The following is a 12,730-nucleotide window of genomic DNA, read 5'->3' on the forward strand; positions in this document are numbered from 1 at the left end:
ATGCAGCCTCCAACTCCGGGATCTATGACCATGGCGCCTACGCGCCAACGACCCGCACTCCTGAGCGCTCCGCTCAGGAGTGCGGACAGAAAGTGACATATGCGCTGCAGCTTGGCTAATGTTGCGCATACCGACATTTATTGCTGCTAACCGCATCGAGTTCACCTTAGGCTCTCCTCACGAAAGACACCCGGGACACGGAACGAAGTCCCGGGCGGACGAGAGTGGAGGGAGCGTGCAATGCGCGGCAGCGACTGGATGTGACATGGGAGCGGCACCCAGCGGTATGCTCCCGTCGTCAGCGCGTGACTGTCGGCGACGACAGGAGCTTCATGGGTCGGGTGTCACCAAAGAGCCCCAGGACGGACCGGCACCTCCTGCTGCTCGTCGGCCTCATCGTCGTAGTGGCAATCGCCCCTACGGCCGTAGCTGGCGCCGACGTCCTAACCCACCCCCCTGTGTCGGTGGGCGACGCGGCGACCTTCGTCGCACTGACCTTCATGACGGCTCTCGGCACGATCGTCATGGCACCTATCCGCATCCGCTCCACCACCCACGCCATCACCTGGGTCGAAACCGCGATCGTGATCGGGCTGGCCGTCGCACCACTCTCCTGGGTGGTGCTGGCCACTGGGGCCGGCGTCGGTATCGCCTCAGCCATCATGAAGCTGCCACCGATCAAGGCAGCGTTCGGCGTCAGCAAGAACATTCTGGTGGCTGGCGGGGCGGGTGCCACCGCTCTGGCTGTCCACTGGCAGTGGCCACCGGCCGGCGTTGCGGAGCTGGCCACTCTGCTCGGGGCGATCTACCTGGTTGCCGCACTGTTGGACGACCTGCTGGCAATCCCGGTCATCGCGCTGGCGACCGGGACTCGGATCTCCCGTCAGTTCCTGAACAACCTCGACCTTCGGCTGGCCGGCTTCGGCGTGCGCTTCGTCGTGGCCCTTTGCACGCTATTCATCCTCTGGGCGGATCCTCGTCTGCTGCTTGCCGTCCCGCCCCTGGTCCTGAGCCTGCACCTGGCCTACTCCGCGCGGATCCGGGGCCGCACCGAACAGCAGGCGTGGCAGCGCCTCGCCCGCACCACCGACGCGCTCAACGTGGTCGACCTGGACAAGGTCCTCACCACCGCCGTCACCCAGGCGGCCGAGTTGTTCTCCGCCGACGAGGTCGAGATCGAGCTGCGCGACGGTGGTCGCACCGTGCGGGGTGGCACTGGCGGCATCACCGTCGACGGCCCGACCGGCACGCCCACCGACGTGGACGGCACCGTCGTGCCCGCGCCGTTGGAGGGCCATGACCGCTCCGTCGACGTCGGCACGCTGCGACTGCGCTTCCGCGGCCCGGTGCGGCTCTCCGAGCGGGAGCAGTACACGCTGCGCACCTTCGCCTCCGCGCTCTGCACGGCCGTCCGCAACGCCCAGGCGTACGCCGAGTTGGCCCGGGTCGCCGACGAGCACGCGTACGCGGCCTCGCACGACGCGCTCACCGGCCTGGCCAACCGCCGGCACCTCCTCGACGAGGGCACCGAGCAGTTGAGCACCCGGCACGCGGACGGGGTGACCGCGCTGGTGTTGATCGACCTCAACCACTTCAAGGAGGTCAACGACACGCTCGGCCACGCCGCTGGCGACCAGGTGCTGGTGCAGGTCGCCGACCGGTTGCGCAGCGCCGCACAGGGCAGTGACCTGGTGGCGCGGCTCGGCGGCGACGAGTTCGCCGTACTCCTGCGCGGGCTGCCGGCCCCCGCGATCGCCGCACACCGGGCCGAGACGTTGCTCGCGGCGTTGCACGAGCCGTTCGAGTTGGACGGCATGCGGATCAGCGTGGAGGCCAGCGGCGGGATCTCCGCCGCCCCGGCCAGCGGCGGCATGGCGGAGTTGCTGCGCCGCGCCGACGTGGCGATGTACCAGGCCAAGCGGACCGGGCAGCGGATCTCCTCGTACGCCCCGACCCGGGACACCGCCGACCTGGGCCGCCTCACCCTCGGCGGCGACCTGCCGCGGGCCGTCGCCGACCATGAGTTCATCGTCAACTTCCAACCGATCGTCGACCTGGGCACCGGCGAGGTGACCAGCGCGGAGGCGTTGGCCCGCTGGCATCACCCCACCCATGGCCTGATCGATCCGCTGCGTTTCCTGGAGGCGGTGGAGCGCTCCGGCCTGTTGCCGGCCTTCGCCGAGGCGATCCTCGACCAGGCGCTGATCGCGGCGGCCGACTGGCGGGACGCCGGCTTCGACATACCGGTCGCGGTGAACGTGTCCCCGCGCAGTCTGCTCGACGCGCGGTTCCCGGGCTCGGTGCTGGCCCGCCTGCGCGCCCACGACCTGCCACCGAACCGGCTGGTCCTGGAGTTGACCGAGACGTTGACGCTCAGCCAGCTCGACGTGGTCGACCGGGTGTTGAGCCGGCTGCGCGACGAAGGCGTCCGGCTGGCGCTGGACGACTTCGGCACCGGCTACTCCTCACTCTCGCTGCTCTCCCGCATCCCGGTGCACGAGTTGAAGATCGACCGGAGTTTCGTCACGACGATGGAGAGTTCGGCGGAGGCAGCAGCCGTCATCCGTTCCACCCTCGACCTGGGTCGCAGTCTCAACCTGGACGTGGTCGCCGAAGGCGTGGAGAGCGAGCCGCAGCGACGCGCCCTCTGGGAGTTGGGCTGCGTCGCCGGCCAGGGCCACCTGTTCGCCCGGCCGATGCCCGCCGGCACGCTGCTCGCCGCGTTGCAGCGGGGTTCGGGTGGCCGACCCGGCGCTCTGGCACCGCCGCTGCACGACACCGGCGCGGTGATCCGACTGACTCAGCCCCGCCGCCAGGGTGGCCGGTCCCGCCCCGACAACCTTCCCCACCTGCCCGCCTGACGGTCCGGCACCGGCCTACGGCAGTGTTCGCGGGGCGGCCCACGGCGACACGGACAACCGGGTGAGCAGCGAGGTCTGCCAGACTGACGCCCGTGATCGCCGACCCCCCGACCGCCCGCCACCGTCGCTGGCGAACGCTCGACAACGCCGCCGGCGGGCTCGCCCTCGACCTCGGCCTCTACGCCGCCTCGGCCCTCTTCGCGGCGATCACCGCGGTCACCTCGACCCTGCTGCCGCATCGGGCCTGGGGTGCGGTCGCCGCCGTCGGATACCTGGTCGCGGCCCTGGCGGTGGTCGTCCAACTCCTCCTGCGTAGGCGCACCCCCACATCGCAACTGGTCGGCCTGCCGGCACGCTGGGCGGTCACCGCGTTCGCGTGGGCGAGCACCGCGCTGCTGCCCGTGATCTGGCAGAGCATCCAGCGGGCCAGCGGACGAACCGACCGGGCGCAGGAGGAGGTGCTAGTCGTGGAGCAAGCCGGCATCCGCCTGCTGGAGCACGGCACCCCGTACCTCGGCCGCGACGCGATCGCCGCCCTCCCACCGGGCGAGCAACTCCTCGGTTACACCCCCTACCAGCCCGGCATGGCGATCTTCGGCCTGCCCCGGGCGCTTGTCGACGCTCCGTGGACCGACGCCCGGGTGTGGTTCGCGGTGGGCACCGCGCTGGCAATCGCCCTGGCCGTGAACGCCCTTCGCACGGCACCCGCCACCCGCCCCGGCGGGGATCACCGGCGAGGCGGCGCGCTGCTGCGGGGCGTACAGGCCGCCACCGTCCTGCCGGTCTGCGCGCTCACCCTCGCCACCGGCGGCGACGACCTGCCCGTACTCGCGCTCTGCCTTCTTGCCCTCGCGCTCGCCGCCGCCGACCGGCCGGGCCAGGCCGGCCTCGCGGTCGGGCTGGCCGGCGCGCTGAAGCTGTTCGCCTGGCCGGTCGCCCTCGTCCTGATCGTCTGGGGTCTGACCCGACGGGCCGGCACCCGGGTCGCCGCCGGCGCGATCGGACTGCCCGTCGCCGCGCTGCTCCCGGCCCTGCTGGTCGACCGCGACGCGCTCACCGAGAACGTGCTGCGCTTCCCACTCGGCCACGGCCTGGTCACCAGCCCGGCGCAGTCCCCGTTCCCCGGCTACCTGATCGCCACCGCGCTGCCCGCCGGCCGGCTGGTCGCCACCGCCCTGCTGCTCGCGGCCGGCGTGGCCATCGCCGTCCGGCTCGTCCGCCGACCGCCCCGCACCGCCGTCGCCACCACGCTCATCTGCGGGTACGGGCTGCTCGCCGCAATCGCTCTGATGCCCTCCACCCGATTCGGCTACCTGCTCTACCCGTTGGCCCTGCTCGCCTGGGCGCCCGCCCTGCACCACCCGGCACCCGCCGTGTCGATCACACCAGCACCCGATCAGCTGTCCGGTCGGGCCACATCGGCGTAACTGTCGGGCAGAACGACGCCGCAGGGCGTAGACCTGAAGGCATGACCACGTACCGCGACCGCGCCGAGGCGGGCCGGGTCCTCGCCGACCGGCTCACCGCACTCGTCGGCCAACCGGACGTCGTCGTCCTCGGCCTGGTCCGCGGCGGCATGCCGGTGGCCCGGGTGATCGCCGAACGGCTCGGTGCGCCCCTGGACGTGCTCGTCGTCCGCAAGCTCGGCATGCCTTGGGCGCGGGAGGTCGCCTTCGGCGCGGTCGGCCCAGGCGGCGTGCAGGTGCTCAACGACGTGGTGGCCAGCCGCCTCAGCAGCGACGACATCGCCGACGTCAACCACCGTGAACTGGCCGAGTTGGAACGCCGGGAACAGCTCTACCGGGGCGGCCGGGCACCGCTGGACCTCACCGGCCGGACCGCGGTGATCGTCGACGACGGGCTCGCCACCGGTGCGACCGCGCGGGCCGCCGTCGAGGTCGTCCGCCGGCTCGGCGCCCGCCGGGTGGTGGTCGCGGTGCCGGTCGGCGCGCAGGAGGCGTACGAACTGCTGGCCTCCGAGGCCGACCAGGTCGTCTGCGCCCAGCGCCCACCGGACTTCGGCGCGGTGAGCCTCTACTACGACGACTTCCACGAGGTGTCCGACGACGAGGTGATCGAGTCGCTCACAGCAACTGCATAGCCAGACCGGGTACCGTCTGGTGATGAGTCTTACCTGTCCCAAGTGTCATGGAGAAATGCGTCAGTACGAGCGCAGCGGTGTCGTCATCGACCAGTGCGGGGAGTGCCGGGGCATCTTCCTCGACCGCGGCGAGTTGGAGAAGCTGTTCGAGGCGGAGGCCAACTGGAGCCGCCAGCAGGCCGGCAATGCGCCGCCGCCCGCCCAGCAGCCCGGCGGTTACCCGCCACCGCCGCCCGCCCAGCAGCCCGGTGGCTACCCGCCGCCGCACGCCCCGGCGCAGCACCAGCCCGGTTACGGCGCCGTGCCGCCACCGCCACCGCCCGCGCACGGCTACCCTCCGGCACCGGCCTACGGCCAGCACCAGGGCTACCACGGGCACTACAAGCGCAAGAAGCGCAAGGGCTTCCTCGACGAGATGTTCGGCTGAGCCCAGACCGACATCCCGCCCGGGCCGATCCAACGTGACCGGCCCGGGCACATCGCCCACCCCGTCGACGGTTGGCGGGTGCAACGGTCCGTGCGGTCCGCGCCGCCGCGTCGACCGACCCCGAGGGGTACGTGAGCACGCAGGGCCACGTACTGCGCGTATCGGACTTCCTCGCGACCCTGACCACCGAGGCGGTCGTCCATCACCTGGACCTGACACCGGCCCTACCCGACGCGCCGCCGCCCGGCCCACCGGCCGTACGCGCCGCGGTGGCCACCATGGATGGCCTGCTCAGCGACGACGCGGTTCGCCCGACCGCCTGGGACGACCCACGAGTTCCTGCTGAAGGCGACCGGCCGGCTCCCGCTCACCGACCGGGACCGGTTGGAGCTGGGCGAGTCGGCGGGCTGGTTCCCGCTGCTCAGCTGATCGGCGCGGCGGCCGCCGGGCCTCTCAGCCGATGGCCATGTCGACGAAGCGGGACAGGTGCAGCTGCGCCGCGACGGTCACGGTGTCGGTCGGACCATTTCGATGCTTGGCAATGATGAAATCCGCCTCGCCCGCCCGCGGTGACTCCTTGTCATAATAGTCATCACGGTGCAAAAGTATCACTACGTCGGCATCTTGTTCAATTGAGCCAGACTCTCGCAAATCGGACAACTGGGGGCGCTTGTCGGTGCGCTGCTCGGGGCCACGGTTGAGCTGACTGACCGCGATCACCGGGCACTCGACCTCCTTGGCCAACAGCTTCAGGCCACGGGACAGATCCGCGACCTCCTGCTGACGGCTCTCGGTGCGCTTCGGTGAGGTCATCAGCTGGAGGTAGTCGACCACGATCATTTTGAGGTCGTGCCGCTGCTTGAGCCGCCGCGCCTTGGCCCGGATCTCCATGAGGTTCATGCTCGGCGTGTCGTCGACGAAGAGCGGCGCCTCGCTGATCTCGCCCATGCAGCGGGCCAACTTGGTCCAGTCGTCGTCGGAGAGTTGCCCGCTGCGCAGCACGTGCAGCGGCACCCGCGCCTCGGCCGAGAGCAGTCGCATGACAATCTCGACCTTGCTCATTTCGAGCGAGAAGATGGCGGCAGCCTGGTTGGCGCGAATGGCAGCATTTCGGGCAAAGTCCATGCTGGCCGTGCTGTTGTGGGTAGGAATCATCGCCCGGCTGGCCAGGTAGAGATGCTCGGGGTTGTCGACCGTGACGCACCGGACCGGCACGCTCGGGACCGGACGGACGTCGACGATGTACCGCGACGCCGTCCGGACGTCGGAGCTGCTTCGGCGGCGTTCGGCGTGCGCATCCTGCTTGCGCTTGAGCCGGAAGATGACATCCGGGGTGGAGAAGTTCAACGTGTACGCGATCGACGACTCGCGTGTGCGGCCGCGTACCGGCTTGGCGTTGACCGTGCAGCGGTAGCCGAGGCTGACAATGAGTTCACGTACGTCCTCTGCCAACCGCTTCGAGGTCGACGTGTACTGCAGGTTACCGGCGGGGGCGACGGTGCCGTCGGTGTCCATCAGTCCAGCCAGGAGCGCGCGACGCTGCGTCTCGGAGGCGCGCAGGTAGACGCCCGGGATGTGTTTGTCCTCCGCTACCCCGACCTGACGCAACAGCCCGACGAAGGAACCGTTCCGGTGACGGCCGCCAGCACACTTCCTGGTCGCCGGATTCTCCCGCAACGCCCTGGTGGAAACGCCACAGTCCACGCAGACGCCGTTCCCCTGAGCAGCCGACGTGGGCTGCAGCAGAATGGTGTAGACCATCGGTCCGCTGGGCCGCACGACAAAGCCGTCCGCCTCGACGTGCGTGAGCATCTCCGGATCTGCGGTGGTGAAGCGGCTGGCGCCGGTGTGCCCGTCCCCGAGCCACGTTCCCAAGGTGTAGGGCGGAACCAGCAGCTCGCGGTCCGGGAGTTGGATGGGAGCGCAATTCCGTACGGCATGGTTGAGCCGCCGCTCGGCGGTATCAGTACGCAGCGTGGCCGCGATCTCAGCAGTGGTGACGACACCGTCGTGGTCGGCCCGGCTGCCTGCGTTGACCTCCCGCTCGGCTCGTTCAAGAAGCGCGGTCAGCAGCGGACCGGTCGGGTAGCCGGGCGCCGTCCAGTTCCGTGTCCTGCCGTTGCGGACGATAGGACGGCTGATCCGGCCGATCGATCCGACCTCACGGGCGACCGTGTGCAGGACATGCCGGAACTCTGGCCCGACCTGCCCGATCGTGTCGAAGAGGGTGATCGGCTGGTTTCGCACGGCGCTGAGCGTCTTGTGGGCCGCACGTAGGTTGGCCAGCGACGATTCGGGCCAGTGCCGCTTCCGCCGTGCCGGGTCCTGCCGCCGACTCGCTCGGGTGGTCGTCTTCCACAGATGCTCCGCGTCCGCCACGATGACGGTGCCGTCGGAGAACTCCACCTCATAGCAGGGACGGTCGCGCATCACATCGAAGGCGTGTGTGACAGTGGTCGGGGAGCCGTCCGCCGCCAGTAGTTGATCGCCCGCCTTGACCTCGCCCATCGTGGTCCAGCCATCCGGCGTCGGCAGCGGGGTGTCGAGCGCGAGCGCCTTACCCAGACCGGGCCGGCCAGCCACGATGATCAACTGCCCAGCGTGGAGACCGTTGAGCAGCCGGTCCAGGTCGGTGAAGCCGGTCGGGACGCCGGTCATCATTCCGCCCTGCGCGCCCACCGCCTCGATCTCGTCGAGCGTCGGCTGCAACATGTCGGCCAAGATCGCGAAGTCTTCGCTGACCCGGCGCTCGGTGACGTCGTAGACGGCCTGCTGGGCAAGGTCCACGACGTCGTCGACGTCGCGGCTGCCACCGCTCGCCGTCCCGTACCCGAGTTGCACGATCTTGGTGCCGGCCTCGACCAGCCGGCGCAGCACCGCCCGCTCGCTGACGATCCGCGCGTAGTACGCGGCGTTCGCGGCCGTGGGCACGCTCGCGATGAGGGTGTGCAGATAGGGTGCGCCGCCGACGCGTACCAGGTCGCCGGAGTCGGCGAGCGCCGCCGCAACGGTGATCGAGTCAGCCGGCTCACCCCGGCCGTAGATGTCCAGGATGATGTCGAAGATGGTGGCGTGGACCGGCCGGTAGAAGTCGTTCGTCTTGAGGATCTCGACGACGTCGGCGATGGCGTCCTTGGAGAGCAGCATTCCACCGAGGACGCACTGCTCGGCGGCGACATCCTGGGGTGGGGTCTTGTCGAACTGGCCGTCCCGCTGCGCGGGTGGCTGGCCGCCGCCGGAGCGTGACTCCGCCCGCATGTCGTCGGTGACCGACACGGGTCCCCCCTCCACTGCGCCGGATCCGATCCCAGCTTTACCGCTGGGGTACGACACTTCTCCTCGACCGGGCCGGTCGATCGGGGGCCATCGTGCCGGCGGTCGAGGGCCAACCATACGGACCCCGAGGTCAGCCACTCAACAAGGCCGGTGGACGAGCCTCGGGACAACCTGTGGACGCAGGTGGACGAGCATGTGCGCAGCGTGTGCACAGGGTGTGGATAACCGTTGGGGAATTCTCGGCGAGAAGCCTCTGACCTGCTGATATGCGATCCCCAGCCTGTGGAGGAGAATTTTTTGGTCGGGCCTGCGCAACGATCGTCCCGTACTATCTCCAGCGAACGGCTACACCTGGACAGCGGATTACGCTTTGGGTTCAGAAGGGTCACACTCCGGCCGTGAGTTACCGGGACTGGGGACGCGGGGAGGGCAGCCCGCGCGAGCGCCAGCCGACCGCCTCGTGGGGTGAGCCCATGCCGCCCTCTCCGGTCGACCCGTACGACGAGGATGCGCGCTATCGCACCTCCAGTCGGCGTCGAGCGCTGGACCGGGGGCAGGACGAACCGGTCGACGCCTACCTGCCCCGGTGGGCGCTGGAGTCGGGGGTGCGGCACGCCGACGGCGGTGGCCGCCATGCCGCGCCCGACGAGGACGCCGAGCCTGAGCGGTCCGGTTCCGGCGCTGGCTGGCGCAGTCCCGAGCCGACGAGCACCCAGCGCTGGGCCAGCGAGACCAGTTGGCGGGAGCAGCCGGCGATCGGTGCGGGCCCCGATTCGGACCACACCCGGGAGTGGACGCTCGACCGTCCACAGGAGCAGGGGTACGCGGGCCGCCGGCGCGCCGACTCGGCAGAGGATGAGCCGGTCTCCGGAGCGGTCCCGGACCGCCGTCCCCGCCGTGCGCCCGCCGGTCGTCCCCAGGTGATCTGGTCCGGTGGGGACCTGGAGGCCGCCCCGGCCGATCCTGCGCCTAGTTCGGAGGTGCGCCGGCCGACCCGACGCAGCCGCCGCGCGGCGGAGGAGTCCTGGACGCGTCCGGCGGTCGACCCGTGGGACGGCGGCTCGGAGCGGGTGGCGGAGCCCGACCCGTCGTACGCCCCCGCAGTGGACCCGTGGGACGCCTCGGGCGTGCACGCGTGGCCACCGGCCGCTGCGGACGGCACGGACCTGAGCGAGCAGTGGTCGCAGGCGGAGAGCATCGGTGGCTGGGAGCGGTCGGACCACACCGGTCAGTGGGAGCGGTCGGCGGTCGAGGACGACCAGTGGGATCAAACGCTGCCACCTCGCTCCAAGCGGTCCTTGGGCGAGGGGTGGCCAAGTCGGGACAACGGGTTCTGGTCCGGGACCCGGTTGTCCGGGGACGATCCGCGCTGGATGGATCCGCCGACGTCGGCGCCCCGGTCACCGGTGGTGGGTTACACCGCTCCGCGACCGCGTAGCGCGCCCGTACCGTCTGGTGGTGTGCCGCGACGCCGGGCGGCCCAGTCGCCGGTCGGTACGGCGTCGGTGCGCCGACGGGTCGAGGCGGCGGCGTCAGCTGGCTGGGCGCGGCGCCTGGAGGACGACCTGCTCGACCCGGATCCGGGTGGGTCTTTCCGGCCCCTGCTCTACACCGCCGCCTGTTATCTCGTGCCGGCGGTGCTGATCTTCGTTTGGCTGTTGACGCTGGACGGCCAGGCGCCGGCGGGATGTGTCACCGACATCAGCGGGGGTGGGTGCGACTCGGCCCGGTCGCGGGCGTTGGAGTCGTTGCTCGCCGGATCGCCGCGCTTCGGGTTGGCGTTGGTGAGCAGTCTGGTGGTCGCGGCGTTGCTGCGGCGGGTCGGTACGACGTGGCGGTCGGCCACCATCGCGATCGCCGCCGCGGTGGTCGGCGGCGGCCTCTCCACCGTGATGATCAGCGCGGTGACCGGTCAGCCGATCGGCTGACGCGGCGCCGGCGAGGTAATCGAACGCACGAGGGCCCGCACCGATCTCTCGGTGCGGGCCCTCGTGGTGGTATTGCTGGCCGTCAGCCCTGAACGACGTTCAGGTTGAACGACGCGGTGACCTCGGGGTGCAGCTTGATCTTCACCGGGTAGGTGCCGGTCGACTTGATGTGACCGGGAACCTCCAGCCGGCGCCGGTCGAGGACCGGACCGCCAGCGCCCTTGACGGCGTCGACGATCTCGGCCGGGGTGACCGAGCCGAAGAGCCGCCCGCCGTCACCGGCACGGGCCTTCAGGTTGACCTTGAGGCCCTCGAGCTGACCCTTGACCTCGTTCGCGTGGTCGAGGTCGCGGATCTCGCGGGCCCCACGGGCCCGCTTGATGACCGTGACCTGCTTTTCCGCGCCCTTGGTCCAGGCGATCGCGAAGCCCTGCGGCAGCAGGTAGTTACGGCCGAAGCCGTCCTTGACCTCAACGATGTCGCCCGGGGCACCGAGGCCGGACACTTCCTGAGTCAGGATGATCTTCATATCGGTGCCTCCTCTCAGCGGGTGGTGGCCGTGTAGGGCAGGAGCGCCATTTCACGGGCGTTCTTGACCGCACGGGCGATCTGACGCTGCTGCTGCGAGGTCACGCCGGTCACCCGACGAGCGCGGATCTTGCCGCGATCGGAGATGAACTTGCGCAGCAGCGCGGTGTCCTTGTAATCGATGTAGGCGATCCCGTCCTTGTCGAGCGGGTTCACCTTCTTCTTCGGCTTGCGCAGTGCCGCAGCCTTGGCCGTTGCACGTGCTCCTGGTTTGCGATCGCGAGCGCTAGGCGCCATTAGAACGGTGGCTCCTCGTCAAAATTGGCGCCCGAACCGGCACGCGCGGGAGATGGTGCAGCCGAAGCCCAGGGGTCGTCGAAGTTGCCTCCGCCGCCACCCTGACCGCCACCGCCGCCTTGACCGCCACCGCCACCGAAGCCGCCGCCACCGCCGCCGGAGCGGGACATCTTCTGCACCTTCGCCGTGGCGTAGCGCAGGGACGGGCCGATCTCGTCGACCTCAAGCTCGATGACGGTGCGCTTCTCGCCCTCGCGGGTCTCGTACGACCGCTGACGCAGCCGGCCCGAGACGATCACGCGGGCGCCCCGCTGCAGCGACTCGGCGACGTGCTCCGCCGCCTGGCGCCACACGGTGCAGGCCAGGAAGAGCGGCTCGCCGTCCTTCCACTCATTGGTGGTCTTGTCCATGAATCGGGGCGTCGAAGCGACCCGGAACTTGGCGACCGCCGCACCGGAAGGGGTGAACCGCAACTCGGGGTCATCGGTCAGATTGCCGATGACCGTGATGGTGGTGTCTCCTGCCATGACCATCTCCTCGCGCACTCAGCGTCTCGTCATACAGGCTCGCAGAGCCCTCCGACAGAGTCGCGGAGGCTGATCCGGACGAACCGGGGGGTTTGAAGGCTTAGCGCATTTCCGGTCGGATGACCTTGGTGCGCAGCACGGACTCGTTGAGCCGGAGCTGACGGTCCAGCTCGGCCACCGCAGCAGGCGTGGCCTGCAGGTCGATGACGGCGTAGATGCCCTCGGCCTTTTTGTTGATCTCGTACGCGAGGCGCCTGCGGCCCCACACGTCGGTCTTCTCAACCGAGCCACCCGCGGTCCGAATCACGTTCAGGTACGTGTCGAGCGACGGTGCGACGGTGCGCTCCTCGAGGCTGGAGTCGAGGATGACCATTAGTTCGTAGTGACGCAAGACGTGCTCACCTCCTGTGGGCTAAGCGGCCACGGTCCTTCCGTGGCAGGAGGTCTTGTGTCGCCGCCCGCACGTGCCGGGGGATCCCGGCCGGACGCGGACAACCTGACCAGGATACCCGGTCCGGACGATCAAGTCAGGGGCGGTCGGGCCAGCACCCGGAACGCGCTGACGGGGGCCGCCGGCCGACCATCACTGGTCGGTGGCGAGCCCCCGTCAACGAGGCCGCGGAGCGTCCCGTCCGCATTCCTTGGGTGGGACCTGGGGAGGAACGACCACACCGATGAGGTTGGACCGAAGACGCCCCGCGGAGCTTTATCGTGTTGTTACCTGACGATACAACGGCTCTCGTCCCTTGTCGGGGGAAATAGCACATTTTTCCGAGAATCTTCAT

Annotated in this window: 11 protein-coding genes; 6 read left to right on the top strand and 5 right to left on the bottom strand. The window is 69.9% G+C overall.

What is annotated here, in order from left to right:
• The first annotated feature begins 332 nt into the window (after positions 1-332).
• From ABZ780_RS27130 to ABZ780_RS27150, 5 genes are all read left to right on the top strand, one after another.
• On the top strand, positions 333-2,861 hold the full coding sequence (locus ABZ780_RS27130; protein WP_357003106.1) for a bifunctional diguanylate cyclase/phosphodiesterase: 2,529 nt from the start codon (positions 333-335) through the stop codon (positions 2,859-2,861).
• A gap of 92 nt (positions 2,862-2,953) precedes the next feature.
• Positions 2,954-4,288 carry a glycosyltransferase family 87 protein gene (locus tag ABZ780_RS27135; RefSeq protein WP_357003108.1) on the top strand — a complete coding sequence of 445 codons (1,335 nt, stop codon included), beginning with the start codon at positions 2,954-2,956 and terminating at the stop codon, positions 4,286-4,288.
• A 41-nt stretch (positions 4,289-4,329) separates the two neighbouring features.
• Entirely contained in the window at positions 4,330-4,962 is a 633-nt protein-coding gene (locus ABZ780_RS27140) for a phosphoribosyltransferase family protein (RefSeq protein WP_357003109.1), read from the top strand.
• A 19-nt stretch (positions 4,963-4,981) separates the two neighbouring features.
• Positions 4,982-5,389: a zf-TFIIB domain-containing protein gene (locus ABZ780_RS27145; RefSeq protein ID WP_357487895.1), complete on the top strand. Its 408-nt coding sequence runs from the start codon at positions 4,982-4,984 to the stop codon at positions 5,387-5,389.
• Positions 5,390-5,671: 282 nt separating this feature from the next.
• The gene (locus ABZ780_RS27150; RefSeq protein ID WP_357003113.1) at positions 5,672-5,818 is read left to right on the top strand and encodes a hypothetical protein; all 147 of its coding nucleotides are present in this window, start codon (positions 5,672-5,674) and stop codon (positions 5,816-5,818) included.
• Between the two features lie 24 nt (positions 5,819-5,842).
• On the opposite strand, the gene dnaB is transcribed toward ABZ780_RS27150, so the two are convergent.
• Positions 5,843-8,680, bottom strand: coding sequence for a replicative DNA helicase (gene dnaB, locus ABZ780_RS27155; RefSeq protein WP_357003114.1), 2,838 nt, complete (start codon positions 8,678-8,680; stop codon positions 5,843-5,845).
• 383 nt (positions 8,681-9,063) lie between these two features.
• Here dnaB and ABZ780_RS27160 point away from each other — a divergent pair, with 383 nt between their 5' ends.
• On the top strand, positions 9,064-10,593 hold the full coding sequence (locus tag ABZ780_RS27160; protein WP_357003116.1) for a hypothetical protein: 1,530 nt from the start codon (positions 9,064-9,066) through the stop codon (positions 10,591-10,593).
• A gap of 82 nt (positions 10,594-10,675) precedes the next feature.
• Here the strand turns inward: ABZ780_RS27160 and rplI are convergent, their stop codons facing one another.
• From rplI to rpsF, 4 genes are all read right to left on the bottom strand, one after another.
• The gene (rplI, locus tag ABZ780_RS27165) at positions 10,676-11,122 is read right to left on the bottom strand and encodes a 50S ribosomal protein L9 (protein ID WP_357003118.1); all 447 of its coding nucleotides are present in this window, start codon (positions 11,120-11,122) and stop codon (positions 10,676-10,678) included.
• Between the two features lie 14 nt (positions 11,123-11,136).
• On the bottom strand, positions 11,137-11,418 hold the full coding sequence (gene rpsR / locus ABZ780_RS27170; protein ID WP_051723758.1) for a 30S ribosomal protein S18: 282 nt from the start codon (positions 11,416-11,418) through the stop codon (positions 11,137-11,139).
• Complete coding sequence (locus ABZ780_RS27175; protein WP_357003120.1) at positions 11,418-11,963, bottom strand: single-stranded DNA-binding protein; 546 nt, start codon at positions 11,961-11,963, stop codon at positions 11,418-11,420. The genes rpsR and ABZ780_RS27175 overlap by 1 nt, the downstream gene beginning before the upstream one ends.
• A gap of 82 nt (positions 11,964-12,045) precedes the next feature.
• A complete protein-coding gene (rpsF, locus tag ABZ780_RS27180) occupies positions 12,046-12,336 on the bottom strand; it encodes a 30S ribosomal protein S6 (RefSeq protein WP_036391391.1) in 291 nt (96 codons plus the stop codon).
• Positions 12,337-12,730: the final 394 nt, after the last annotated feature.

The organism is Micromonospora sp. NPDC047467, from assembly GCF_040643095.1.
GTDB lineage: Bacteria > Actinomycetota > Actinomycetes > Mycobacteriales > Micromonosporaceae > Micromonospora.

Coding starts and splice junctions, on each gene's coding strand:
- ABZ780_RS27130 (WP_357003106.1), top strand. CDS start 333: ATGGGTCGGGTGTCACCAAAGAGCCCCAGGACGGACCGGCACCTCCTG.
- ABZ780_RS27140 (WP_357003109.1), top strand. CDS start 4,330: ATGACCACGTACCGCGACCGCGCCGAGGCGGGCCGGGTCCTCGCCGAC.
- ABZ780_RS27150 (WP_357003113.1), top strand. CDS start 5,672: ATGGCCTGCTCAGCGACGACGCGGTTCGCCCGACCGCCTGGGACGACC.
- rplI (WP_357003118.1), bottom strand. CDS start 11,122: ATGAAGATCATCCTGACTCAGGAAGTGTCCGGCCTCGGTGCCCCGGGC.
- rpsR (WP_051723758.1), bottom strand. CDS start 11,418: ATGGCGCCTAGCGCTCGCGATCGCAAACCAGGAGCACGTGCAACGGCC.